The 23,883-nt window shown below is 53.7% G+C and carries 20 protein-coding genes; 8 read left to right on the top strand and 12 right to left on the bottom strand.

Features of this window, described 5'->3' with window-relative positions; all coding sequences use genetic code 11:
* The first annotated feature begins 41 nt into the window (after positions 1-41).
* Complete coding sequence (locus tag JIN87_RS00995; RefSeq protein ID WP_200353637.1) at positions 42-1,505, top strand: FAD-binding oxidoreductase; 1,464 nt, start codon at positions 42-44, stop codon at positions 1,503-1,505.
* 161 nt (positions 1,506-1,666) lie between these two features.
* Here JIN87_RS00995 and JIN87_RS00990 read toward each other — a convergent pair whose 3' ends face one another.
* Positions 1,667-2,818, bottom strand: coding sequence for a phosphoserine transaminase (locus tag JIN87_RS00990; protein WP_200353636.1), 1,152 nt, complete (start codon positions 2,816-2,818; stop codon positions 1,667-1,669).
* Positions 2,819-2,940: 122 nt separating this feature from the next.
* On the opposite strand from JIN87_RS00990, the gene JIN87_RS00985 reads away from it, so the two are divergent.
* A complete protein-coding gene (locus JIN87_RS00985; protein ID WP_200353635.1) occupies positions 2,941-3,666 on the top strand; it encodes a class I SAM-dependent methyltransferase in 726 nt (241 codons plus the stop codon).
* Here JIN87_RS00985 and surE read toward each other — a convergent pair.
* From surE to JIN87_RS00940, 9 genes are all read right to left on the bottom strand, one after another.
* Complete coding sequence (surE, locus tag JIN87_RS00980; protein ID WP_200353634.1) at positions 3,659-4,429, bottom strand: 5'/3'-nucleotidase SurE; 771 nt, start codon at positions 4,427-4,429, stop codon at positions 3,659-3,661. The two genes, JIN87_RS00985 and surE, sit on opposite strands and share 8 nt — an antisense overlap.
* 122 nt (positions 4,430-4,551) lie before the next feature.
* Entirely contained in the window at positions 4,552-6,804 is a 2,253-nt protein-coding gene (gene pnp, locus JIN87_RS00975; protein ID WP_200353633.1) for a polyribonucleotide nucleotidyltransferase, read from the bottom strand.
* Between the two features lie 287 nt (positions 6,805-7,091).
* Positions 7,092-7,364, bottom strand: coding sequence for a 30S ribosomal protein S15 (gene rpsO / locus JIN87_RS00970; RefSeq protein WP_200353632.1), 273 nt, complete (start codon positions 7,362-7,364; stop codon positions 7,092-7,094).
* 230 nt (positions 7,365-7,594) lie between these two features.
* Positions 7,595-8,002, bottom strand: coding sequence for a response regulator (locus tag JIN87_RS00965; protein ID WP_200353631.1), 408 nt, complete (start codon positions 8,000-8,002; stop codon positions 7,595-7,597).
* A gap of 38 nt (positions 8,003-8,040) precedes the next feature.
* Positions 8,041-8,688, bottom strand: coding sequence for a response regulator transcription factor (locus tag JIN87_RS00960; protein WP_200353630.1), 648 nt, complete (start codon positions 8,686-8,688; stop codon positions 8,041-8,043).
* Positions 8,689-8,909: 221 nt separating this feature from the next.
* The gene (locus tag JIN87_RS00955) at positions 8,910-9,560 is read right to left on the bottom strand and encodes a response regulator (protein WP_200353629.1); all 651 of its coding nucleotides are present in this window, start codon (positions 9,558-9,560) and stop codon (positions 8,910-8,912) included.
* A gap of 156 nt (positions 9,561-9,716) precedes the next feature.
* Positions 9,717-10,904, bottom strand: coding sequence for an outer membrane beta-barrel protein (locus tag JIN87_RS00950; protein ID WP_200353628.1), 1,188 nt, complete (start codon positions 10,902-10,904; stop codon positions 9,717-9,719).
* A gap of 86 nt (positions 10,905-10,990) precedes the next feature.
* On the bottom strand, positions 10,991-11,692 hold the full coding sequence (locus tag JIN87_RS00945; protein WP_200353627.1) for a DUF445 domain-containing protein: 702 nt from the start codon (positions 11,690-11,692) through the stop codon (positions 10,991-10,993).
* A 14-nt stretch (positions 11,693-11,706) separates the two neighbouring features.
* Positions 11,707-12,522: an alpha/beta hydrolase gene (locus tag JIN87_RS00940; protein WP_200353626.1), complete on the bottom strand. Its 816-nt coding sequence runs from the start codon at positions 12,520-12,522 to the stop codon at positions 11,707-11,709.
* Between the two features lie 240 nt (positions 12,523-12,762).
* On the opposite strand from JIN87_RS00940, the gene JIN87_RS00935 reads away from it, so the two are divergent.
* Positions 12,763-13,644: an HDOD domain-containing protein gene (locus JIN87_RS00935; RefSeq protein WP_200353625.1), complete on the top strand. Its 882-nt coding sequence runs from the start codon at positions 12,763-12,765 to the stop codon at positions 13,642-13,644.
* Here the strand turns inward: JIN87_RS00935 and gcvP are convergent.
* Positions 13,641-16,562 (bottom strand): aminomethyl-transferring glycine dehydrogenase, encoded by a 2,922-nt coding sequence (gcvP, locus tag JIN87_RS00930; RefSeq protein ID WP_200353624.1) that lies wholly within the window; start codon positions 16,560-16,562, stop codon positions 13,641-13,643. The two genes, JIN87_RS00935 and gcvP, sit on opposite strands and share 4 nt — an antisense overlap.
* A gap of 148 nt (positions 16,563-16,710) precedes the next feature.
* On the opposite strand from gcvP, the gene JIN87_RS00925 reads away from it, so the two are divergent.
* Positions 16,711-17,364 (top strand): endonuclease III domain-containing protein, encoded by a 654-nt coding sequence (locus tag JIN87_RS00925; RefSeq protein ID WP_200353623.1) that lies wholly within the window; start codon positions 16,711-16,713, stop codon positions 17,362-17,364.
* An 81-nt stretch (positions 17,365-17,445) separates the two neighbouring features.
* Here the strand turns inward: JIN87_RS00925 and JIN87_RS00920 are convergent, their stop codons facing one another.
* The gene (locus tag JIN87_RS00920) at positions 17,446-18,159 is read right to left on the bottom strand and encodes a prepilin-type N-terminal cleavage/methylation domain-containing protein (RefSeq protein ID WP_200353622.1); all 714 of its coding nucleotides are present in this window, start codon (positions 18,157-18,159) and stop codon (positions 17,446-17,448) included.
* 323 nt (positions 18,160-18,482) lie between these two features.
* Between JIN87_RS00920 and ilvE the strand changes: the two genes are divergently transcribed.
* The 4 genes from ilvE (at position 18,483) to JIN87_RS00900 (ending at position 23,740) form a co-directional block, all read left to right on the top strand.
* Complete coding sequence (gene ilvE / locus JIN87_RS00915; protein ID WP_200353621.1) at positions 18,483-19,349, top strand: branched-chain-amino-acid transaminase; 867 nt, start codon at positions 18,483-18,485, stop codon at positions 19,347-19,349.
* Between the two features lie 234 nt (positions 19,350-19,583).
* Positions 19,584-20,093: a UvrB/UvrC motif-containing protein gene (locus JIN87_RS00910; RefSeq protein WP_200353620.1), complete on the top strand. Its 510-nt coding sequence runs from the start codon at positions 19,584-19,586 to the stop codon at positions 20,091-20,093.
* A 5-nt stretch (positions 20,094-20,098) separates the two neighbouring features.
* Positions 20,099-21,229, top strand: coding sequence for a protein arginine kinase (locus tag JIN87_RS00905; protein WP_200353619.1), 1,131 nt, complete (start codon positions 20,099-20,101; stop codon positions 21,227-21,229).
* 6 nt (positions 21,230-21,235) lie between these two features.
* A complete protein-coding gene (locus JIN87_RS00900; protein WP_200353618.1) occupies positions 21,236-23,740 on the top strand; it encodes an AAA family ATPase in 2,505 nt (834 codons plus the stop codon).
* Positions 23,741-23,883: the final 143 nt, after the last annotated feature.

Genomic DNA, 23,883 nt, shown 5'->3' with positions numbered 1-23,883 from the left:
GATTGCGATTCCTCGGGGGCGTGTTGTAGTTCTCCGCCCTTATGGCACGCACATCCAAGAAACGGCAATTGGCAACAAAAGCGCTTCTCGACAAACTGGGGAAAGGAAAGGTCAAGCTTGAGGGCGACCAGAAGTACATGGCGTCCTTCGACAGCCTCAAACTTGCGTTCGCTTATGATGCTTTAGTCATTGCACGATCGGAGAAGGATGTGGGAGTTACCCTGAAGCTAGCTAACGAGCACGGTGTGCCAGTGACCACGAGAGGAGCGGGGACTTCCTTGACCGGGTCTGCGGCACCGGCAAAAGGAGGCTGGGTTTTGGATGTGTCGAAGATGAATCGCATCAAGATCGAGAAGACCAAGTCTATGGCGATCGTTGGCCCGGGTGCGGTTGTAGGGCAGATTCAGGCAGCGGCAGAAGAGCTGGGACTGTTTTATCCACCCGATCCATCATCCCTCAAATACAGTACTATCGGTGGAAACATCGCATGTAATGCGGGCGGGATGCGTTGTGCGAAGTATGGCGTGACTCGTGATTTTGTATTAGCTCTCGAGGGTTACTTACCGACTGGAGAGAAGGTGTCTTGGGGTGGTGAATACAAGAAGTTTGCGACTGGGTACAACATCCGCGACTTGTGGGTTGGAAGTGAAGGTACACTTGGTGTCGTGACGAAGGCCGTCCTGCGCTTGCTGCCCAAGCCAGAGAAAAAGTGGACGATCCTTGTGGCGTTTGATTCCGACATTAAGGCGCTGGAGGCGGTCCAAAAATTGTTGGGAGAGGGACAGAATCCCTCGATTTTGGAATTTTTGGACCAGAACTCAGTCTACTGCGCTGAAGAGATCGCTGGTGTTAAGCTCTTTGAAGGTTTGTCGCTGAAGCCGCTGTTGCTGGTAGAGTTTGATGGAAATGCGGCCCAGTTGCGTGCCGACAAAAAGAGAGCGCTCGCGTGGGCGACTGAAAATGGCTTGGCCTACCGTGAGGCGAAGACTGAGAAGGAGACGGAAGTTCTTTGGTCAGCTCGACGTGCGTGCTCGCCAGCGATGTTCTCGATGGGTGATTCAAAGATAAACGAGGATATTGTAGTGCCGCTGGAGAGTCAGGCGAAGTTTGCTCGCTTCTTGAAGCAAATGCAGAAGAAGTGGAAGATCAACGCTCCCACTTTCGGGCATGCTGCGGATGGCAATTTTCACGTGAACATCATGTACACCCGAAGTGATAAGGAGGAGTGCAAACGTGCGAAGTGTGCGGTCGCTGACTTGATGAAGAAGGTTTGTCAGCTCGGTGGTACGATATCCGGCGAGCATGGGATCGGCCTCGCGAAGACTCCGTTTATGACGGTGGCGCGTAACGAGGCGGAAATGGGAGCGATGAAAGCGATCAAGAAAGCCCTCGATCCGAAGGGGATTTTGAATCCCGGCAAGATTTTCCAAGAATACGAAGTCTGGGATAAGACGCTCGAGAAGGTGAAGCTCCCGTGGGACAAGAAACCGATCGTGAGGGGGTAGCGAGAAACATGACCTTGAGGAGGGGAATCACCGTGAAAAATGTAACGTTGCATTTTTCACGGTGGAGCTTTGTTGTTTGAGTGGTCGCGGGCTGAAGCACCGCGCTACGAAAAACGGCCACTCTGCTAGAGTGGCCGTTTCGTGTTTTAAATGCGATTTGTCTAGGCTCCTGCCTTCACTTCCGCGTAGGCCCAGTCGAGCCATGGGAGAAGGGCTTCGATGTCAGCGGTGTCGACAGTCGCTCCGCCCCAGATGCGGAATCCTGTTGGCGCGTCGCGGTAAGCTCCGAAGTCGAAACCAATGCCTTCGGCGTCGAGGATTGAGACAACCTTCTTCGCTGCTGCCGCTTGTTCCTCGTCGGAAAGCGCGGTGAACCAGCTGTCTGTGATTTTCAGGCAGATCGAAGTGTTTGAGCGGATGGCTTTGTCCTCTGCGAGGAAGCCGATCCAGTCGCTCTTTTCTACCCATGCCTCGATTGCCGCTAGGTTGGCGTCGGAACGCTTAACCAAGGCATCGAGCCCGCCGATTTCTTCAGCCCACTTGAGACCGTCGAGCGCGTCTTCCACACAGAGCATGGAAACAGTGTTGATGGTTGCTCCGGTGAAGATGCCGCTGATGAGCTTACCGCCTTTAGTGAGACGGAAGATCTTTGGAAGCGGCCAAGCTGGAGTGTAGGATTCGAGGCGTTCTATTGCGCGTGGGCTGAGGATCAGCATGCCGTGAGCAGCCTCGCCGCCCATGACCTTCTGCCAAGAGTAGGTCACAACATCGAGTTTTTCCCATGGTAGTTCCATGGCAAATACGGCTGAAGTCGCGTCACAGATTGTTAGACCTTCGCGATCGTCTGGAATCCAGTCTCCGTTTGGAACCTTGGCTCCGGAGGTGGTACCGTTCCAGGTGAAGACAACGTCGTTGTCGAAGTTGACTTGGCTGAGATCAGGGATTTCGCCGTAGGGCGCCTCGAGCTTGCGAGAGTTGTCGAGCTTGAGCTGCTTAACGACGTCGGTCACCCAACCGGAACCGAATGATTCCCATGCGAGCATGTCGACACCACGAGCACCGAGCAATGACCAGAGAGCCATCTCGACGGCGCCTGTGTCAGATGCTGGGACGATACCGCAGACGTAGCCTTCCGGGAGGTTGAGAAGCTGCTTGGAGCGATCGATTACTTCCTGGATGCGGGCCTTGGCGTTCTTGGCGCGATGGGATCGGCCGACTAATGCGTTTTCGAGGGCGGAGAGGCTCCAGCCCGGACGCTTCGAGCAGGGGCCCGATGAGAAGTAAGGACGATTCGGTTTATTGGCGGGTTTCATTCGCGTGTTCGATTAAAGGAGCGAGGTGTGTAAGCGGGGAGTATGTGGCTGTCAATCGCAGGGCTGCTCAGGGTATAAAAAGCCTTTGACCTAACGGTTAGCTGAGGAAATACAGGAGCTACATGAAAAAGCTCTTCTCGAAACTAAGGCTCCTGGATAAAAAGCGTCGTATTAAAAAATCAGCGAAGGAGTTGGAGGTGGATAAGTTCGAGACGGTGGAAGACCTTTTCACCAGCTATTACGAAAACAACACTTGGTCGGGTGGAGGCGAGGAGACGCGCTCTGGCTCTGGTTCGACTCTCAAGAAAACGGCCTTGTTGCGAGACGAGTTGCCTGCGTTTCTAGCGAAGCACAATTTCACGCGAATGCTCGATGCTCCTTGTGGCGACTACAATTGGTTCAGGGAAATCAAGCGGCCAGGAGTGACGTATATCGGTGGCGATATCGTAAAGGAAATGGTTGAGAAAAACCAGGCGTCCTACGGAGACGAGTCCACGTCGTTTATTCACTTCGACATCGTTTCGGGCGAGCCGCCGGAAGTTGATGTCTGGTTTTGTCGGGACGTGCTTCTGCATTTCTCGTACGACTTGATATTCTCTTTCCTCGAGAATTTCGTGAAGAGTGGCGTTCCTTATCTGCTCGTGAGCAACTACCACGAGTTCGAGGAGAATATCGATATACCCACAGGAACGGGCCGTCCGTTGAATCTTCAGGTCGAGCCCTTTAATTTGCCGGAGCCGAAAGACTACATCGACGATGACGTCGCGGGACGCCGCCCTAAGCGGATGGCGCTTTGGGCGCGTGAGACAGTCGCGGAAGCTCTAGAGAAATCGGGAAAGCTCAGCTAAGGCGGCCGATCTGTGAGAAATCGAGGCGTGAGTAACTGATGTTACCTGCCTTGAGCGTTTCTCTGTCGGTAGGTGTGGCTGCTTTGTTCTCGCCGAGTTCGCGGTAGATGAATTTGTAGGCGTTGCCGGTTTGGGCGAAAAAGCTACCTGCTTCGGTGCGGGCGGGATTTGAGTGCACTATTTCTGTTTCCTCGCTGATAGCGGCGGAAGGGAAGTTGAGTTTATGAACGACGCCGTAGGAGGGCTCGTTTGATCCAAGGGTGCGCTCGGCGAATTCGGCTAGGATTTCGGCGGCGAGTTTGGCTTTCGTTCCGAGCTTTTTGCCGAGGGCTTGGGGGTTGTCTTTGAGGCGATCGTAGTCGTCTCGGTCGAGACCTAGGGAAGCGGCGAATGATGGGATGTCGTGGAGCGCGCCCTCGAGGGCAGCACCGACGGTGCCCGAAGAAAGAATGTAGGCGAGGCCGGCGTTGTGGCCGACGTTGATGCCGGATACGACAGCGAGCGGCTTCTCTTGGAGTAGGTGGCCGAGAGCGAGGTTTACGCAGTCAGCGGGGGAGCCGGAGATCGAGTAGGCTTCGCAGGGGAGATCTTTGCGCTCGATGACGTCTACTTCCTTGAAGCGGCTCATGCATTTGCCAACCCAGCTTTGCTCGTATTGAGGGGCTGCGACTACGACTTCGCCAAGTCGTTGGAAGCTGGATACGAGAGCTTGAAGGAGGGGAGAATCGATTCCGTCGTCGTTTACGATCAGGATTTTTTTCATGAGGTTGGTTAGGCCTTAGTTGTTTAGGCTGTAGGTAGGAATGTGGCCATCGGGGGCGATGGCCGCTACCATAAAAAAAGCGTCCAAGGCTTGGGGCCTTGGACGCTGTATTCAAAGGGAGGTTACGACTCGGCCTTTTCCTCTTCGCTGGACTCTTCAGCTGCTGCTTCTGGAGCTTCGGGCTCTTCTTCGGAAGCAGGGGCTTCCTCTTCTGGAGCGGCTTCAGCCTCTGCGGCTGCTTGCTTAGCTGCCTTGCGAGCTTCGAGTTCTTCGAGAGCTGCCTTGCGGGAGAGGCGAACGCGTCCACGCTCGTCGACGCCGAGGCACTTGACTACCATTTCGTCGCCAGCCTTGCAGACGTCTTCGGTCTTGCGGACGCGGAAGTCTGCGAGCTCGGAGATGTGTACGAGACCTTCTTGGCCAGGGAGTACTTCGACGAAGCAGCCGAATTCCTTGGTGGCCTTGACGATGCCGCGGTAGATCTTGCCTTCTTCGATTTCGCCGCAGACGAGGTCGACTTCGTGAAGGGCACGCTTCATGGACTCTTCGCTTGTTGCGTAGACGTTCACGCGGCCGGAGTTGTCCTCGTTGATGTCGATCTGAGCACCAGTGATTTCAACGATGCGGCGGATGTTCTTACCACCTGGACCGATGAGGGCACCGATCTTTTCTGGGTTGATTTGAACAGTCGTGATGCGTGGAGCAGTCGCTGCAACTTCTTCACGAGGAGCGTCGATCGCTTCTGCCATGTTGGCGAGGATTTCGAGGCGAGCTTCGCGAGACTGAGCTACGGATGCCTTAACGATGTCGAATGGGAGACCGTTGATCTTAAGGTCTAGCTGGAAACCGGTGATACCGTTCTTGGTACCAGCGATCTTGAAGTCCATGTCACCGAAGTGGTCTTCTTCACCGAGGATGTCGGTGAGGATGTGGTGCTTGCCTGGCTTGCCGTTTTCGTCGAACTCGGAGACGAGACCAACGGAGATACCGGCAACTGGATCGGTGATTGGTACACCTGCATCCATGAGGGAGAGACAGCCGCCACAGATGGAAGCCATGGAAGTCGAACCATTGGACGCCATGATCTCGGAGCTGATGCGGATCGAGTATGGGAATACGTCTTCGGATGGAACGACTGGGAGGAGCGAACGCTCAGCGAGTGCACCGTGTCCGATCTCGCGGCGACCTGGGCTGCCGAAGCGGCCTGTCTCACCAACGGAGAATGGAGGGAAGTTGTAGTGCAGCATGAAGGACTTCTGAGTCGGGCCGCCAGTGATGGCGTCGAGGCTCTGTGCTTCGTTTGCAGGGCCGAGAGTTGTGAGGACGAGACCTTGAGTTTCGCCACGAGAGAAGAGGGCGGAACCGTGTACGCGAGGTACTACGCCGACCTTTGACTTCAGCTCACGGAGTTCGTTTGGCTTACGGCCACCGGAGCGGACGCCCTTTTCGAGGATAGAGCTGCGGTATGTGTGCTCGAGCAGCTCTTCCATTGCCATGTTGAGCTGAGCTGGGTTGTAGTCGTCGCCGTACTTCTCTTGGAGAGTGCCTTCGGCGAGGCCCTTGAGCTCGTCGATCTTCTCGTTGCGCTCTTGCTTGTCGCCTGCGGCACAGGCTTCGCCGATACGGTCACCAACGAGCTTGTTAACGATTTGGCGAACTTCGTCGTCGAGAACGCAGAGTGGGAAAGTCTTCTTTTCCTTACCGGCCTCTTCACGGAGCTGAGTGATGCCAGCGATGATTGGCTGGATGGCTTCGTGAGCGAACTCGAGGGCTTCGAGGAAACGCTCTTCTGAGATCTGATCCGCAGAACCTTCGATCATGAGCATTTCTTCCTTCGTACCAACGTAGATGAGGTCGAGGTCGGAAGCGTATTGCTCTTCGATGGTTGGGTTGGCGACGAAGTTGCCGTCGATCTGGCCGACGCGAACGGCACCGATTGGGCCGTTCCAAGGGATGTCGGAGATGGCGAGGGCAGCGGATGCGCCGTTCACCATGAGGATGTCCGCGTCGTTTACTTGGTCAGCGGAGAGAAGGAAACCGATGATCTGTACTTCGTTGAGGAAGCCCTTCGGGAAGAGTGGACGGCAAGGACGGTCACAGAGGCGGGAAGTGAGGATTTCCTTTTCGGAAGGACGGCCTTCGCGTTTGAAGTAACCACCTGGGATACGGCCTGCGGCAGTGTACTTTTCGCGGTAGTCAACGGTGAGTGGGAACCAGTCTTGGCCTTCGCGGATTGTCTTGGCGACAGTTGCGGAAACGAAGAGGGAGGTTTCGCCGGTTGAGACAGTCACGGCGCCGGAGGCGAGGTTTGCCACGTCGCCTGTGGAGAATGTGATGTCGAGGTCGTCTACAGTGATGCTATGTTTCTGTATCATGTATTTACTTACGTCTTTTTTGTCGACGGCTCGGCGAACGGGATCGGTCTAAATTCTGAAGAGATTTCGGGATGTGGCGACCTGCTTTGAAGCGAGGCGCGACATGCGGAAATTTCCCCAGACGGATCGGGTTCTACCGGGTCGTCGCGTGTGTTTTGTTTTTAGTTAGTTGGAAATTTGAAAACTGAAAAAGCCCGCGAATCGAAATTCGCAGGCTTGAAAGGGGATCATCACAGCTGAGTTTGCAATGCGTGACCGTTCGTTTGAGTCCTCGTGAGGATCCGCGACTATTTGCGGAGGTTGAGGCGCTGGAGAAGCTCGTTGTACTTCTCGAGGTCGTTCTTCTTGAGGTAGTTTAGAAGCTTACGACGGCGAGCGGCGAGGGCGAGGAGACCACGGCGTGTGTGGAAGTCCTTGCGGTTGGAGCGAAGGTGCTCAGTGAGGTGGTTGATACGAGCCGAGAGAAGGGCGATTTGAACGTCTGCAGAACCGGTGTCTGAGTCGTGTGTCTTGAAGTCGCCAATGATCTTGGCCTTATCTACTGCTTTGCTGTTTGCCATTTTAGTGTTCGTTTTTCGAATTTGCACGGAAGGACGGACGAGCAGTTTGGCTGGTCCCTAGCCAAGGTTTCGCTGGGCTAGACGCTGACACCTCAAGTGAGGTGCTCCCGCGGAGACGAACGGTGTAGCCGCTAGACTCTTGCGTGAAAGCGGTCTAAAAGAGAGTAAATCCCTCTCGGCGCAATAACAAAATGCAGGGAGAGTGGTGTAGGCTTCGAAATCCAGATGAGCTACTCGATGGAGCCGTTCTCAAGCCGATTCAGCTTCGCCTCGAAATCGCCGAAAGTGAAAGGTTTTTCGAGGAAGCAGGAGTCGGGTGAGGTCTTTTGCGAGTGCACCTGGGCATCGAAAGGGTTGCCCGACATGACGAGGAAGCGATTGCATGCTCCTGACTTGCGTGCGTGCTCGATAACAGCGTCTCCACTTGCCTTGGGCATAAGAAGATCGGTCACGATCAGGTCGAAGGGGGTTGAGGGATCCTCGTCGAGGAGCTGCAGAGCATCAGCTCCATTGGGAGCTTCTTTTACTATGTAGCCAAGCTCGTTGAGGTAGCCGGCCACGAGTTCTCTGATGAGGGTGTCGTCTTCGGCTAGGAGGGCTGTGAGAGTATTTGAGGAGGCGTTATGTTGGGGAGTCACTTAGCCAAGGGAGAATCGGTTGTTGTTTGGGGTTCGATTTAGAAGTAATGCATTCGCATCGCGTAGCGCATGAGATCCTGAGGGCTATCTAAGTGAAGCTTAGCTTTAATTCTAGAACGATGGGATTCTATCGTCTTTACGCTAATTTGCAGCGCCTGAGCTATCTCTTTATTGTTTTTTGACAGACCGATTTGCTCGACGATGAGGAGCTCGCGGTCGGAAAGGTTGTGGAAGGAGGCGTTGGCTTCGGGGGAGGACGGATTTGCCAAGCGGTTGATCATGAGGGATTTTACGTTTTCGCTGACGTAGAGTTCTCCTTCGGATACGGTTTCGATCGCCTGTTTGAGGTCGGTGAGTGAAGCCGATTTCATAATGAAGCCTCTTGCGCCTGCTTTGAGGCAGCGGTCGGCGTAGATACACTCATCGTAGGTGCTGAGAACGAGTATCGGGGTCTCGGGGTAGAGGTTTTTTAGATCTCGTACGGCGGAAATTCCCTGGGGTCTGGTGGAGGTGATCTCTATGATGGCGAGATCTACGGACTCGGGGAGATTGGGATCGTTCGAGGTGCGTGCTGAGTAGGCGAGCGCATACTGGGGATTGTCGTTGAGAAAGGCGTCTAGGCCTGCGTGGCAAACCGGTTGCTCGTCGATGTAGAGGACTTGCTTGAGGGGGGATGCTAAAATCATGTCGTGTTCGTTAAGTGACGACAGATTAGCATCTTGCGTATCTCTTTTACAATCGGGCGACGTCTGGAGCGAGACTGGCAAAAAGGAGTGAGTAATTTACTTCTCCGACGGCGATTCTCTGAATGGGCCCCTGAGCGCTTTGGGCTACGGGGAGCTTTGTGGGCACAGAAAAGGCGACTTCGATTGGAAGTCGCCTTGGAAAGTCTATTCTTGGGGGAACCTTAGTTCTCCTGCTGATCGACCCACTGGACCGAGAATTGGACGAGCTCGGTGGCATTGCGAAGATTGAGTTTTTCTTTCACGTGAGCTCGGTGTGATTCGATGGTTTTCACAGACAGGTGAAGGCTTTCGGCGATCTCGCGAGTAGAAAGGCCACGACCGATGAGTTGGACTACTTCGAGCTCGCGGTCGGTGAGGCGGTCGACTGGGGAGGCAGAGGCGTTGCTGGGGCCGTTTACAATCTGGTGTAGGACTTGATCAGCTACACGAGGGCTGACGTAGATCTCGCCTTTCAAGATTTTGCGAATGGCGTCTACTATTTTGTCAGAAGATTCCTTCTTCATGACGTAGGCCTTTGCTCCAGCGCGAAGGGCACGCTGAGCGTAGATAGACTCGTCATGCATCGAGAAGACGAGGATGGGCAGCTTCTCGTGGATGGCCTTGACGTTTTTGATGAGCTCGAGGCCGTTGTTGCCCTGCAAGGAGATATCAACGATGACCACGTCTGGATTCGTGTTGTCGATGCCGCGCATCGCGCTTGAGGAGTCTTCTGCTTCGCCGCAGACTTCGAGGTCCTCTTGCCCACCGATAATCTGGGTCAAGCCTTGGCGTACGAGTGGATGATCGTCTACGATGAATACTCTGGTGGACATGGATTTTTGTAGCTCGGTTGTAGGGGGCAGATCAGGTTTTACTTAAATGCTTAACTTTTATGAAGCTGCTTTGCAAGCAAGCATATTTAGTTGAAGCTAAAGCTCTTAAAATTACATCGGAGAGCTGTCCCTTATCTTAAATCTTGGACAATCTTATTAGAATTGGATCGTGGTGGATAGGGTAAATTGGGTGGAATCGTAGTCGCTGATGGCGTTGTTCGATGACGAGTCACGGTGGTCGATGCTGAAGGAAGCGAACCAATTCGATCGAATGCTGTAGTTTGCTCCGAACGAGAAGCGGAAGACATCGTCGTTGCGGGAATTTATATCGTAGATGTAGTCGTTGCTTTCGAATGCTATGGCACTGACGAACGAAAGCTTCTGTTTGGGGGTGTAGTCTAGAGAGAGTTCGAAAGTGCTGCTTTCAACTGTTTGGTCGTCATCGGTGATGTCGAGATTCCGGTTGTAAGTAAGAGCTACGTTGGTTTTGGGATTGAACGGGTAGGCGAGGCGACCGTTCAGAGTTAGGCGATTTTCATCTCCGGAGTTCGTGTTTGAGTTCGAAGAATCGACTCCTGTTGAAGTGAATCCGAATGAGAGGTCTGCGTCTAGTTTGGGGAATAGTCTTTCCGGGAGAATTTGCCCAGTAATTCCGAAATTCAGGCCGTCGTCGGTATCGTCGATACCTTCATTCTGCTGGTTGCTATTGGTTTTGCGCTCTTGGATTACGTATTCTGCGTAAAGTCCGATTCTACCTCTGATGAAATCTCGAGAGTGGAGTCCTGCTGCGAACAAAGTCGTCTTGTGATCGTTCGAAGAGATTCTCTCGATTCCATTGCTAGAGCGATCCTGATAGGAGATTCGTGATCGGAAGCTCAATTTACGTTGAAGGAGATAATCGATGTAAGCGTTGGCTGAGAAGTCTTCCGAATCTAGGTTTTGGTTGGTGAAGTAACTTGCCTGAACGCCGTCGAAATAGCTGATTCCCCAGTCGCCGGATAGCTTCGGTCCGTTTCCGAATGGCATCTCTCCATTCAGGCTGAAGCTGATCGAGTCTGAATCTAGAGCGTCGTTGTCTTCGTAACGACTCATCGGGAAGCTTAGGCTGGAGCTCAAAGCCATCCGGTTTGACTCGCGAGCCCAGTTGAAGGCGGGTGTGAATCGGAAAATCGTGTCTGAGGAGCTTGTGGCGTTGGGACTTGCGCGATCCGTTTCTGTTACTTCAACCGTTCCGAGAATCGTCAGATCGCCTCCGGCGACGCGGGGTCCGGCTTGGGTAATCGTTGTGGCGAAGGCGGCGATTCCGCTTAAGACGCAGATTAGGAGTTTGGTGGATCGGATCATTTTGAGAGAGGAGTTGCTGTAAGCAAATGCGGGACAAAGCCTTGGATTACAAGCTTGGGTCTAGGTTTGTAGATTTCGTTGATCGGCTATAAAAAGAGAATCTGCAGTCCAGTGGAAAGAATCCCGATCAAAGCGCCAAAAACGCCGCCCCAAACGACGAGCCAACCGAGGTGTTCCCGGATGAGGTCAGAGAGGATTTCTTTGACTTGGGTAGCGGTTAATTCGTCGAGTTTGCCACGCACGAGGCCTTCGATCAGCGGCTGGACTTTTTCAAAGGAGGAGTGCGAGTGGCTAATGTCGAGGGAGGCCACGATTTGTTTTAATCGAGCTCTAAACTCGTCCTTGAAGGGATCTCTTAGGGGCTCGAGCACTTTTGTCCCGCCGAACATGGAAAGCATGCCGCCGAATTTCGAATCGGAAACCACCTTCAGAAAACCTTCGAAGAGCTCGTCCATATCGATATTTCTCTCGATTGCTTCCGCATCGATACCCTGGTGCAGGGCGGTGTCGGCGAACTTCATGAAGTTTTCCTCGGTGAAGAAGCTTTCCATCACCAGTTTATGGATCGCGCTCTTAAATTCCTCGAAACGGGCGGCGATGACTCCTGATCCGTATAGTCCGGGGACTTTCTCGAAGAGCATGTGAACGGCGATCCAGTTCGTGATCGCTCCTGCGAGGGCGAAAATTCCGGCGTTGAGGACGAAGGGGCGAAGTTCTGATTCTGGCAGGATTGCTCCAATTAGCAGGAGCAGGGTCGCGGCAATATTTGTGGCGATGCTTTTGTTCATTCTGAAAATCGGCTTTAGGAAGCTGGTGCTTTCGAATCGGTATCAGGGGAGCTTCCTTCTTTTTCAAGTTTTCGAATGGGAAGCCACTCGAGGACTTTCTGAATCTGTACATCCCAGTAGGACCAAACGTGTTCTCCCGGACCTTCTTCGTAGGTGAGAGGAAGGCCGATTTTCTGGCTGTGCGAAAGGAAGCTTTGGTTTGCGAGGTAAAGATAGTCTTCCGTTCCGCAGCATTGGTAGAGCTTCGGGAGGGAGACTCCTTCCTTTTTTCGCTCAGATGCTAGATGGAGCAGATCGTCCTCGCTTGCTTCAACGTTTTGATCTGGACCGAAGATATGTGGCCATTCTGGGAAGAGTTCGTCCTTTTGGTGAACGAGGCTGGCGAGGTCGAGAGCACCGGATAGACTAGCGGCTGCAGCGTATTGTTCGGGATGAGTCAGAGCGAGCTTGAAGGCTCCATACCCTCCCATCGAGAGGCCTGCGACGAAGGTATCCGAGGGGCTCTTCGAGATTTGCAGATAGGTTTTGCACAATTCAGGGAGTTCGTGGGCAACGTAGTCAAAATATCGATACCCTGAGTATGTATTGCGATAAAAGCTCCGGTGTACGGCGGGCATGACGATAGTGAGATCGTACTCTTCGGCGTAGCGTTCGATGGAGCTCTTTCGGAGCCAGGCGCTGTGGTTGTCTGAGAGTCCATGCAGCAGGTAGAGCACCGGGCTTTTGTGATCGCTGCCTAATTGCTTTTTGCTTCGTTGGCTGAAAACGACGTTTACCTCTGAAGCGAGGCTCAGTGTCTCTGAAAAGAACTCAAAATTCATCAAGGCCATGACGGGACGCTAGGGGCGTAGTTCGAGAGATCAATGGCGTATCTTTGATTCTTGATCTGGGCGAATGCTGTTTTGAGGAGTGGTGCCGATGGAGGTGGTTGTTTCGTGGAAGCGGCGTATACGTAGTCTTAGGTTCTTTCGTTCATTCGATATGTTGAAAGACTCTATTCCAAATTCCTCCTGCGGGACGTATATATAGTGGTGTTTCGACCGATTCGTTGTCGGCACAAAGGCGTACTCATGCAGAATCCATTCCCAATCACACAGGCGCGAGGGCGGCCGCTTCCTTCCGATTCAGACTGGAGGGGGGCGTTTCTCTCTTGCATAGAGGCTTTTCCTACACCCACCGATAAGAGTCGTGCTCTTTACTTCTACACACAGGACCAATACGCGGACTTGGATGGAGCGGCTAGTTTGATCAGGAAGGATCCTTTTTTGTCGGTCGAAGTGGTTCGCAGCTCCAATTCCGCAGTCTATGGTTCGCGCGGCGCGGATTCATTGGAGGATGCTGTGAATGCGATTGGGTTGGAGCGTTTGGGACGCATCGCTCTGAGGATTTGGCTGAAGAATGTGATTCCGCAGAGCTTGGCGACTTACTTTCTGTCGGGCAGTTCGTTTGTGAACCGTTCCTTGGCGAGCGGCGCTGCGATGCGCTATCTGTATCAAGGCGAAACGGAGCAGGCCGAGACAGCTTACGCGATCGGGCTTTTGCATTCGATCGGGAAAATCGTCGTGAATGAAGCGGTGAAGCAAAGCAAAATGAAGGATCTTTGTTTCGAAGAGAAAACGCTTCGCCGTTTGGCTGAGGCTGAGCGGGCAGAATTCGGCATGACTCATGCGGAGGTAGGAAGCTATGCGCTCAAGTCTTGGGGCTTTTCCGAGAGTGTTTACGCTCCGATTGGTGTTCAGTTCTCCAAGAACAAGGGCGAGGATTCTGACGACTGGGCGCAAAGCTTGGCAGTGTCTCGTTTCGTGGCGGACCGAGTGATCGACTCGATCCGCGGAAATCCGGATCCGATGCGTAGCGAAGCGGCGTCTCGTTATCGAGGAATTCGGTTAGGCGATGTCTTCGAATCTACGCTTGCTGTGGTAGAAGCGGAGATGATTGAAGAGCTGAACTAGTCCTCTTCTGAATACGAGTCGAGGGGGAGGCAGGAGCAAACAAGGTTCCGGTCTCCATAGACGTTGTCTACTCGACTGACTGGAGGCCAGTATTTGTATTCACGTGTCCAAGACGCGGGAAATGCAGCTTGCTCTCGTGAGTACGGGTGGCTCCACTCGGATGCTGTTACTGACTGGCTGGTGTGCGGCGCGTGCTTCAGAGGGTTGTCATCCTGAGGCCATTCTCCGGAGGCGATTTGAAGCATCTCGGATTTTATGGCGATGAGAGCGTCGCAGAGGCGGTCGAGCTCGGCTTTCGATTCGCTTTCGGTTGGCTCGATCATCATGGTGCCTGGAACGGGCCAGGACATGGTGGGGGCGTGGAAACCGTAGTCCATTAGTCTCTTCGCGACATCTTCGACCTCGACTCCCGCTTGTTCTTTCCAGTCGCGGAAATCGATGATGAACTCGTGAGCGACGAGGCCGCTTTCACCGCGGTAGACGATTTTGAAATCCTTTTCGAGACGCTTGGCCATGTAGTTGGCGTTGAGAATCGCGATTTTCGTGGCGTCTGTGATGCCGTCCGCTCCCATCATGCGGATGTAAGCCCAAGAGATTGGCAGAATGCTGGCGCTGCCGTAGGGCGCTGCAGAGATGGCCCCGATCCGTTGATCTCCTTGGATTGAGTCGCTCAGCTTGTGTCCGGGAAGGAACGGAGCCAGGTGTTCCGCTACGCAAATCGGGCCGATGCCCGGTCCACCTCCGCCGTGAGGAATGCAGAACGTTTTGTGGAGATTAAGGTGGCAAACGTCGGCGCCGATTTCGCCTGGGCTGGTGAGACCGCACTGGGCGTTCATATTAGCTCCATCCATGTAAACTTGGCCGCCGTTGTCGTGAATAATTTGGCAAATCTCTCGTATCGATGATTCGAATACTCCATGTGTGGATGGGTAGGTGATCATCAGGGCGGAAAGCTTTTCCGCGTGTTGTTCGGCTTTCGCTTTTAGGTTTTCGACGTCGATGTTGCCTTGCTCGTCACAGGCGACGGTGACGACTTTCAGTCCAGCCATGGCGGCTGATGCTGGATTTGTGCCGTGAGCGGAGATTGGGATGAGGCAGACGTTTCTGTCAGTGTCGCCTCGGCTCAAGTGGTAGGCTCGAATGGCGAGCAGACCGGCGTACTCGCCTTGGGATCCCGCGTTGGGTTGTAGCGAGGTGGAGTGGAATCCGGTGATCTCTGAAAGCCAATTCTCGAGCTGTTCGATTAGCTGAAGGTAACCGACTGCCTGGCTTTTAGGAGCGAATGGATGGATGTTTGAGAATTCTGGCCATGTTATGGGGAGCATCTCGGCAGCTGCATTGAGCTTCATTGTGCAGGAGCCGAGCGGGATCATCGAAGTGGTGAGCGAGAGATCCCTGTTTTCGAGGCGCTTGAGATAGCGCAGCATCTCGGTTTCTGTGTGGTACGAGTTGAAGACTTCGTGTGTCAGGAAATCTGATACGCGTACTAGTTCTTGCTCGGTTGGGCTGTTGGCTTGGGTGGCTTGGGATTCGAGTTCTGCAGGAGGCAGGACAACTCCGAAAACTGCAAGTAGGGCACTTAATTCTTCAGGAGAAGTTGTCTCGTCGAGGGAGAAGCCGAGGGAGGTTTCTGAAATCTTGCGAAGGTTGATGCCGGCATTTTCAGCGGAAGCTTGGATTTCTGAAATCTTCGCCGCGTCTGATTCGACGGTGACTGTGTCAAACCGTGTTCCTGCTTGTATTTGGTATCCAGCGTTTGTGAGCGCGTTGGCACTTAGTTTTGTTAGCAGCTGAATTCTGGCTGCAATGTCCCGTAGCCCTTGTGGTCCGTGGTATACCGCGTAGGCGGCCGCGATGTTTGCGAGGAGCGCTTGGGCTGTGCAAATGTTGCTCGTCGCTTTATCGCGGCGAATGTGCTGCTCGCGGGTTTGCAGAGCGAGGCGAAGCGCGGGGTTGCCTGAGCGATCTTTGGATACGCCGATGAGACGGCCGGGGATTTTGCGTTTGTAGGCGTCTCGTGTGGCGAAGAAGGCTGCGTGTGGTCCGCCAAAGCCCATGGGGACTCCGAGGCGTTGAGCGCTCCCAATCGCTACGTCGGCACCAAGTTCGGCGGGGGATTTGAAAAGCGTGAGAGCGAGCAGATCGGTGGCCACGATGGTGATCACTTTTTTGCTTTTCGCTTGTTCGGAGATCGCGGAGAAATCTTTGGCGAGTCCGTTCGCGTCTGGATACTGTAACAAGACTGCGAATACGCCCTCGAGATCGAATGGCTGACTAAAATCTACGATTTCCGTGTCGATGCCGAGCGGTTCGGCTCGAGCGATTGTGACCTCTATTGTTTGTGGGTAGCAGTCTTTAGAAATGAGGATTTTCTGTTTTTTTCCGGAGCGTCCAACTTGGGAAAATGCGAGCCCCATCGCTTCAGCTGCGGCGGTTCCTTCGTCGAGGAGGGAAGCGTTGGAGATTTCCAATCCTGTCAGGTCGGAGACCATGGTTTGAAAATTGAGGAGGCCCTCCATACGGCCTTGGGAAATCTCTGCTTGGTAAGGGGTGTATTGGGTGTACCAGCCTGGGTTTTCGAGGATGTTTCGCTGGATGACAGGGGGAGTGATCGTCGGGAAGTAGCCGAGACCGATGTAGGATTTGTTTACCTTGTTTTGGCCAGCGATGCCTTTCAGTTCGGCGAGCATGTCGTGTTCGCCGATGGGGGCTGGAAGTTGATCGAGCGAATCGATCCGGATGGACGCGGGTACCGCTTGATCGACGAGTTCGTCTACTGAATCGAAGCCTACCGTTTGGGCTAGCTCGTCGGCTTGTTCGCCTACTGCGCCGAGGTGGCGTGGCGCGAATTGGTCGAGCTTTGCGAGCGGGCTGATGTTTGTCGTTTTCTGCGGATTGGCCTCGGTGCTGGTTGGCATGGGCGGGAGAGTAGAAAAGGACGGGTGCAAATCAATGCGACATTTTGGAAAATTCGAGGAGTGGAGGGAATCGCTCGCTGTTGGAGAATTTTGTTGTTTTGCGAGTCTGAGGTTGTCTTTGGCGGAGAAGGTCGCTGCTAGCTATTTTATGACTAAGAAAGAGCGAGCTGCCTACGTGGATGCGGAGTTGGAGAGACGTTATCCAAATCCACCCATTCCGTTGGACCATAAGGATGCGTATACCTTGCTGGTAGCAGTGTTGTTGTCGGCTCAATGCACGGACGAACGGGTGAACAAGGTGACGCCTGATCTTTGGAAGTTGGCGGATGAACCGGAGGGGATGCGAAAGATCCCGGTCGACGAGATCCGTGAGGTTATTCGGCCCTGTGGGTTGTCACCGCGTAAGTCCCAGGCGATACGGGATCTGTCTGAAATCTTGGTGGTGGAGCATGGGAGCGAAGTGCCGGCGAGTTTCGAGGCGCTCGAGGCCCTGCCAGGTGTGGGACATAAGACGGCATCTGTGGTAATGTCTCAGGCGTTTGGCCATCCCAGTTTCCCTGTGGATACTCATATTCACCGCTTGGCTCAGCGTTGGGGGCTTACAAACGGGAAGAATGTAGCTCAAACCGAGGCGGATTGTAAGCGACTCTTTCCAAAGGAGCGGTGGAATCACCTTCACTTGCAAATCATCTACTATGGGCGGGAGCACTGCACGGCACGTGGTTGCGATGGGACTGTTTGCCCGATTTGTACGACGCTTTATCCAGATCGGAAACGTGCTAAGGTGACGAAGAAGGCTTAGGCGAAATTTCAAGCGCTGCGATTTGGGGACGAAAAAGCCCCAACCGTTTCTGGTTGGGGCGTGAAGGAAATTAAGATTGCTCTATTGACCTGCGGCGACCGGAAGGAGGATGCTGCTTTGTCCGCCAGGTACTGCGTCGGCGAGGCTGTTGGTTGATGTCCCGTCGCTCACGTTGATCAGTTTGCTATCGATGGTGTCGAACCAGCTAACGTTTCCGCCTAGGAACGCGATGTGACCGCCGTCGGTGCCATAAGGGTCTGTTGCTGCCCAAGTCGCATCTGTCAGCGATGACTTTCTGGTGAAGACGACTGGTGTGGTCGCGCTGTCTGACGTTCTTAGGCCTGTGACGTAGGAGTATGATAAGTCCTCAGGAGCGTAGCCTGATCCGGCTGCATATACGATGTTGGCTGGGTCTGTGTCGTCTTCCGTGAAGAGGGCGCCTGATCCGTTGCCGCGGCTTGCATCATTCGCGCTAACCCAGTTCGCAGGGTCAGTCAGTTCTCCACCGTAGGCGAGGATTGATGCGATGTCCACCAAGTCGGCAGTACCTGTGGTGACTCCATTCGTGCCAAGAACTTGGTCGGCTCCCACGAGGCGTTCGCCGTTTTGGGCTGCGAACATCTGGGAGGCTTGAACGATATTTCTCAGGTCGTTCGAGTCGCTCGTCTTTTTGGCGAGTGTGCGGAATTGACCGACAGTCGGGAAGATGATCGCGCCGAGGATTGCGAGGATCGCAATGACGGTCAGGAGTTCGATGAGCGTGAAGCCCTTCTTGGTGTCGCTTGGCTTTAACATGGCTGAAATACGTGGGTTTTGGGTCGAATTGAATAACAGGCCGCAATCGCCCATTAAGCTTTTACATAAGCGTTACACTTGGATTTCTTCAAGTTAAGACAGGCTCTGTGGGGGATCAGCGGATTTACTATGATGACGGGATTGGAAAATACATTACGGGTCTCTAAGGGAAAAGCTGATACGTAAGGGGCTTCACGCTCTGTTACGGCGGGTTGGGTTGTTAATCGTCTAGGGGGAACTTGCGGTGGTCTGGGACTGCGAACAGGGCATCGTTTCACTATTTATTTGCCAGTGCACGAAGGGCTTACACTTATACGCGAGGTATGAAGATCTATCTGGACGGAGAATTTGTAGAGAAGGACGAGGCAAAGATTTCGGTGTTCGATCACGGGCTTTTGTATGGTGACGGCATTTTTGAGGGGATTCGCATCTACCAGAATTGTGTCTACCGTCTCGATGAGCACTTGGAGCGCTTGGAGTATTCGGCGAAAGCGATCGTTTTGGACATGCCTTGGACTCGGGACGAGTTGTCGGAACTCGTCTGTGAGTCGTGTCGCGTCAATGGCTTGAGTGACGGTTATATTCGACTGATCGTCACTCGTGGCCCGGGCAGTTTGGGGCTTTCGCCGAGCTCGTGCCCGAAGCCGTCTTTGATCATCATCGCGGACAAAATCGCCCTCTACCCGGAGGAGTGCTATACGGAGGGGCTTAAGATCGTGACGGTGCCGACCCGGCGTACCAATTCGGCGGCCCTGAACCCTGGAGTGAAATCCCTGAACTACCTCAACAACGTGATGGCTAAGGTCGAGGCGGCTCAAGCGGGTGCGTTGGAGGCGATCATGCTCAATGACCAAGGCAACGTGGCGGAGTGTACGGGAGACAATTTGTTCATCGTTCACAAGGGAGTCATTTTTACTCCGCATGCCTCAAATGGGGCGTTGCGCGGGATTACTCGCCAAGCGGTCATGGATATCGCTACCTCGCAAGGCTATGAAGTAAAGGAGGTAAACCTGACCCGTTACGAGATTTGGAATGCCGACGAGTGTTTCCTCACGGGAACGGCTGCGGAGCTGATTCCGGTGGTTGGATTGGATTCGAGAAAGATCGGAACTGGATCCCCCGGTCCGGTGACCAAAAAGTTGCACGCTGCCTTTCACGAGGAAGTGAGCACTCACGGAACTCTGATCTAGGAGGCTGCTCGCCAGCCTGATTGAGGGCTTTTGCAGGCAAGAAGGGCGAATTATCGTAAAATAAGCGGAAATCGCTCGTGACGCTTTGAGCTTGAGCGATTCGTCTTCAATAATGTTGGACAGTACGCATACGGTCCGGCAAACATGGCATGGCGTTTGCATTGTCAGGCCCGTGCCAGAGCCTACGGCGCAAATTGCCTAGTTTAACCAATCCCAACAAATTTTTAGAACCTAATGGCGAAGCCACTGAAATGCGATGTCTGCAGCGAACCTGCTACTGTTCACCTGACGCAGATCATCAACAATCAGATCCACAAAATCGATCTTTGCGAGAATTGCGCGGAACAGAAGGGGATTACGGATCCTTCCGGCTATTCGCTCGCTGATCTGCTCGTAAAACCAGAGTCGAACCAAGGAGCGGAGACCTCGGCCTTGTCGTGTCCGGAGTGTGGTTGCACGCAGCGTGAATTTAAGAAGTCGGGGCGTCTCGGCTGTGCGGTCTGCTACGAGACCTTTGAAACCGTCGTTTCGCCTGCATTGCTGAACATGCACAAGGGCGATTCTCACAAGGGGAAGGTTCCGCAACGGGCTCTCGAAAGAGCGACGTTCATGGACCGCCTCGGAAGCTTGGAGAACGACCTGAAGGAAGCGATTTCGAGCGAGCGTTACGAAGACGCTGCCCGGATGCGGGACGAGATCATTGAACTTAAAAAGGCGATGGAAGCCGCAGCCCTCGAGGATTAGGCTAGATGTTGATAAAAAGCATATTTGGCGGGAAATCCGAAGTAACCGAGTCGGGCTCGAAGAAGTGTCCGGTGGTTTTGATGACCCGTATCCGTTTGGCTCGAAATTTGGCGGATACGCCTTTCCCCGGGTGGGCCAAAGAGACACGTCGCAAGGAGGTTCTTGAGACATGTTTGCCCTCCGTGGCCTCTCTTTCGCAGATGAAGCGGGGGATTTCCGCGGAAATTGAATCGCTCTCCGACCTTGAGCGACAGATTTTGGTCGAGCGTCATCTGATTAGTCGCGAGCTTTCGGGCCATGCGGATGCGGCTGGGGTAGTGATCAGCAAGGATCAATCGATCTCTGTGATGATCAACGAAGAGGACCACTTGCGAATCCAGGTCATCAAATCTGGCTATCGATTCAAGAGCGTCTGGAATGCGGCGGATGCGATCGACACGGCGCTCGAGGAGCAGCTCGATTTCGCGTTTTCATCCAAGTTGGGTTACTTGACGGCTTGCCCGACCAATGTGGGTACGGGCATGCGGGCTTCCACCATGATGCACCTGCCGGCTCTCGTCATTTCCAACCAGATGGAGAAGGTCGTTCGGGCCGTGAACCAGTTGGGAATCGCGGTGCGTGGCTTGTTTGGAGAGGGCTCGGACGCAAGCGGCAGTATTTTCCAGATTTCCAATCAAACGACTCTTGGTGAATCGGAGGAAGAAATTGTGAAACGACTTTCTTCGGTGCTTCGTACTATTATCGACCAAGAGATGAACGCCCGGGAGAAGATATTGGAGAAGGACCCTAATAAGCTCTACGACAAGATCGGCCGAGCTTACGGTATCTTGCAGAACAGCCATCTCCTTACCTCGTCCGAGTGCATGAATCTCGCTTCGCTTGTGCGTTTTGGTGTGGACCTAGAGATGTTCCCGGAAAAGACGCGCAACATCGTGGATCGGATGTTCATCGAGTGTCAGCCGGGACACGTCCAATACCACGCCGGCCAAGAGATCGACTCTAACGCTCGCGATGCGTTTCGAGCTGAATATATGCGTAAGCAGTTCGAAAACGTTTCACGCCCCATTTTTAACCTTCACGAAACGTCCACCGAGGACGATACCCCAAAACCAGATTCTGAACCGGAGACAGACTAACGCTTTATGGAACCAATGAACAATTTCACTCCTCGCGCTCAGCAAGTTCTTGCTTTGGCGCGCAAGGAGGCAGACCGCTTTCACCACAATTACGTCGGCACCGAGCACATTTTGCTCGGCTTAATCAAACTTGGGCAAGGCGTGGCGGTGAGTGTGCTGCAAAAGATGGGTCTCGATCTTGAGACTGTACGCAGTGCCGTTGAAAAGCAGGTTGGTTCTGGACCGGAAGGCAAGGCCGCAGGAAGCATCCCCTACACGCCGCGCGTCAAGAAGGTGCTCGCTCTCGCTGGAAAGGAAGCGAAGGCGCTCAATCACAGCTATGTCGGCACCGAGCACATCCTTTTGGGACTCCTTCGGGAGGGTGAAGGCGTCGCAGCTCGAGTACTCAAGTCTCTCGACGTCGATATCGAACGCACTCGCAACGAGATTCTTCGCGAGCTCGATCCCCAATTTTCTGGAGAAACGGAAGAGGCTGTTTCTCCGGGCCGCAGTCAAAGTCCGGAAGAGAAGAAGGAGGCGAAGACTCCTGCTTTGAAGGCTTTTGGTCGCGACCTCACTGAACTCGCTCGCAAGGGAGAACTCGACCCGGTCATTGGCCGTAAGAACGAGATTCGCCGCGTTATCCAAATCCTGTGTCGCCGAACCAAGAACAATCCGGTTCTCATCGGAGAAGCGGGTGTGGGTAAGACGGCGATTGTTGAAGGGCTCGCTCTCGAGATCGCCAGCGGTGTCGTTCCTGAGATTCTCGTCGATAAGCGCGTGGTCACGCTCGATCTCGCTCTGATGGTGGCTGGAACGAAGTATCGTGGTCAGTTCGAGGAACGCATCAAAGCGGTGATGGACGAGATCAAACGTGCCGGAAACGTGATCATCTTCATCGACGAGCTCCATACCATCGTAGGCGCAGGTGCCGCAGAAGGTGCGATGGATGCGTCGAATATCTTTAAACCAGCGCTCTCTCGTGGCGAGTTGCAGTGTATCGGCGCGACAACGCTTAACGAGTACCGCAAGTTCATCGAGAAGGACAGCGCACTCGACCGTCGTTTCCAGAGCGTGAAGGTGGAAGCTCCAAGTATCGAGGACACTGTTCTTATCTTGAAGGGTATCCGCGGCAAGTACGAGGAGCACCACAAGGCTGTATTCACAGATGAATCACTTGTAGCTGCTGCTAAGCTTTCTGAGCGCTACATCACTTCACGTTTCTTGCCGGACAAGGCGATCGACGTGATGGACGAAGCCGGAGCTCGAGCGCGTATCCAATCTTTGAATCGTCCTCCTGAAATCGAAACCCTTGCCAAGGACATCGATGAGGTTTGTGGCAAGAAGGAAGACGCTATCAGCAAGCAACACTTTGAAGAAGCGGCGAAGTTCCGCGACGAAGAGAAGCGTCTCCGCAAGCAGCAGGAGGACGTGCTTGAGGCTTGGAAGACTAGCCGTGAGGAGAATCGCATTACCATCGACGAGGACGACATGTTGAAGGTTGTCTCGGATTGGACTGGCGTTCCTCTGCAACGTCTCGAAAAGAAGGAAACCGAGCGTCTCCTGCAGCTCGAGAAGGAGCTTCAGGAAATCGTTATCGGCCAGGACGAAGCGTGTGTGGCAATCTCCAAGGCCTTGCGCCGCAGCCGGGCTGACCTTAAGGATCCAAATCGTCCGATCGGTTCGTTCATGTTCCTCGGCCCGACTGGCGTTGGTAAGACTTTCCTCGCTCGCACGCTTGCCGAGAAAATGTTTGGCGATCGCGATGCGATCATCCAGGTCGACATGTCGGAATACATGGAGAAATTCTCGGTCTCCCGCATGATCGGATCTCCTCCTGGTTACGTGGGGCACGAGGAAGGTGGTCAGCTTTCCGAGCAGGTTCGTCGTAAGCCGTACTCGTTGGTGCTTTTCGACGAAATTGAGAAGGCTCACCCGGATGTTGTGCAGATCATGCTACAGATCTTCGAAGAAGGCCACCTGACTGATAGTCTTGGCCGAATCATCGATTTCCGCAATACGATCATCATCATGACCACTAATGTGGGAGCGAGCGTGATCCAAAAGCAGACTACTATGGGTTTCGGCGCGGCGACTTCCATGTCGGATGATTTCGAAGGGATCAAATCGAAGGTTATGGACGAGGCGAAGAAGGCGTTTAAACCTGAGTTCCTCAACCGTATCAACGACCTGATCGTTTTCCACAGCCTTGCTCGCAAGGATCTCGTCAAGATCGTGGATCTCGAAATCGCCAAGCTGCAAAAGCGTCTGGTTGAAAAGGAAATCAAGATCACCCTCGACGAGGATGCGAAGGAACTGCTCATCGACGAAGGCTATGACGAAAAGTACGGTGCGCGTCCGCTTCGTCGTTCTATTGAGCGTTTCCTTGAAGATCCTCTCGCGGAAGCCCTTCTGGGCGGTCAAGTGGAGGAAGGGGACAATATCCTCGTCATTCGCGACGGCAAGGAGCTGAAGTTCACCAAAGCAGCTGATAGCGAGACTGAAGAAGTCCCATCTGAATCAGAGAAGTAGTTCAGCTTCATTTACTTCAATTTAAACGAAAGATCGTAGACTCCTCTGGGGCTACGGTCTTTTTTTTGAATACACGCGGGCACCTTGCTTCGTAGTCATAGGAGTGGATGTGAGTCGACGGTAAATGGCTCGGAGCATCCAAG

It is taken from the genome of Pelagicoccus mobilis, assembly GCF_016595505.1.
In the GTDB taxonomy this organism is placed as follows: Bacteria; Verrucomicrobiota; Verrucomicrobiia; order Opitutales; family Opitutaceae; genus Pelagicoccus; species Pelagicoccus mobilis.
The sequence above is the reverse complement of the archived record's forward strand: the minus strand, read 5'-3'. Positions and strand labels throughout refer to the sequence as shown.

What these genes read in the sequence shown, in the direction of transcription:
- JIN87_RS00955 (WP_200353629.1), bottom strand. Translation starts at nt 9,560, where the DNA reads ATGTCCACCAGAGTATTCATCGTAGACGATCATCCACTCGTACGCCAA.
- JIN87_RS00990 (WP_200353636.1), bottom strand. Translation starts at nt 2,818, where the DNA reads ATGAAACCCGCCAATAAACCGAATCGTCCTTACTTCTCATCGGGCCCC.
- JIN87_RS00900 (WP_200353618.1), top strand. Translation starts at nt 21,236, where the DNA reads ATGGAACCAATGAACAATTTCACTCCTCGCGCTCAGCAAGTTCTTGCT.
- surE (WP_200353634.1), bottom strand. Translation starts at nt 4,429, where the DNA reads ATGAAAAAAATCCTGATCGTAAACGACGACGGAATCGATTCTCCCCTC.
- JIN87_RS00925 (WP_200353623.1), top strand. Translation starts at nt 16,711, where the DNA reads ATGACTAAGAAAGAGCGAGCTGCCTACGTGGATGCGGAGTTGGAGAGA.
- JIN87_RS00960 (WP_200353630.1), bottom strand. Translation starts at nt 8,688, where the DNA reads ATGATTTTAGCATCCCCCCTCAAGCAAGTCCTCTACATCGACGAGCAA.
- JIN87_RS00995 (WP_200353637.1), top strand. Translation starts at nt 42, where the DNA reads ATGGCACGCACATCCAAGAAACGGCAATTGGCAACAAAAGCGCTTCTC.
- pnp (WP_200353633.1), bottom strand. Translation starts at nt 6,804, where the DNA reads ATGATACAGAAACATAGCATCACTGTAGACGACCTCGACATCACATTC.
- ilvE (WP_200353621.1), top strand. Translation starts at nt 18,483, where the DNA reads ATGAAGATCTATCTGGACGGAGAATTTGTAGAGAAGGACGAGGCAAAG.
- JIN87_RS00940 (WP_200353626.1), bottom strand. Translation starts at nt 12,522, where the DNA reads ATGGCCTTGATGAATTTTGAGTTCTTTTCAGAGACACTGAGCCTCGCT.
- rpsO (WP_200353632.1), bottom strand. Translation starts at nt 7,364, where the DNA reads ATGGCAAACAGCAAAGCAGTAGATAAGGCCAAGATCATTGGCGACTTC.
- JIN87_RS00950 (WP_200353628.1), bottom strand. Translation starts at nt 10,904, where the DNA reads ATGATCCGATCCACCAAACTCCTAATCTGCGTCTTAAGCGGAATCGCC.
- JIN87_RS00905 (WP_200353619.1), top strand. Translation starts at nt 20,099, where the DNA reads ATGTTGATAAAAAGCATATTTGGCGGGAAATCCGAAGTAACCGAGTCG.
- JIN87_RS00935 (WP_200353625.1), top strand. Translation starts at nt 12,763, where the DNA reads ATGCAGAATCCATTCCCAATCACACAGGCGCGAGGGCGGCCGCTTCCT.
- JIN87_RS00945 (WP_200353627.1), bottom strand. Translation starts at nt 11,692, where the DNA reads ATGAACAAAAGCATCGCCACAAATATTGCCGCGACCCTGCTCCTGCTA.
- JIN87_RS00985 (WP_200353635.1), top strand. Translation starts at nt 2,941, where the DNA reads ATGAAAAAGCTCTTCTCGAAACTAAGGCTCCTGGATAAAAAGCGTCGT.
- gcvP (WP_200353624.1), bottom strand. Translation starts at nt 16,562, where the DNA reads ATGCCAACCAGCACCGAGGCCAATCCGCAGAAAACGACAAACATCAGC.
- JIN87_RS00910 (WP_200353620.1), top strand. Translation starts at nt 19,584, where the DNA reads ATGGCGAAGCCACTGAAATGCGATGTCTGCAGCGAACCTGCTACTGTT.
- JIN87_RS00920 (WP_200353622.1), bottom strand. Translation starts at nt 18,159, where the DNA reads ATGTTAAAGCCAAGCGACACCAAGAAGGGCTTCACGCTCATCGAACTC.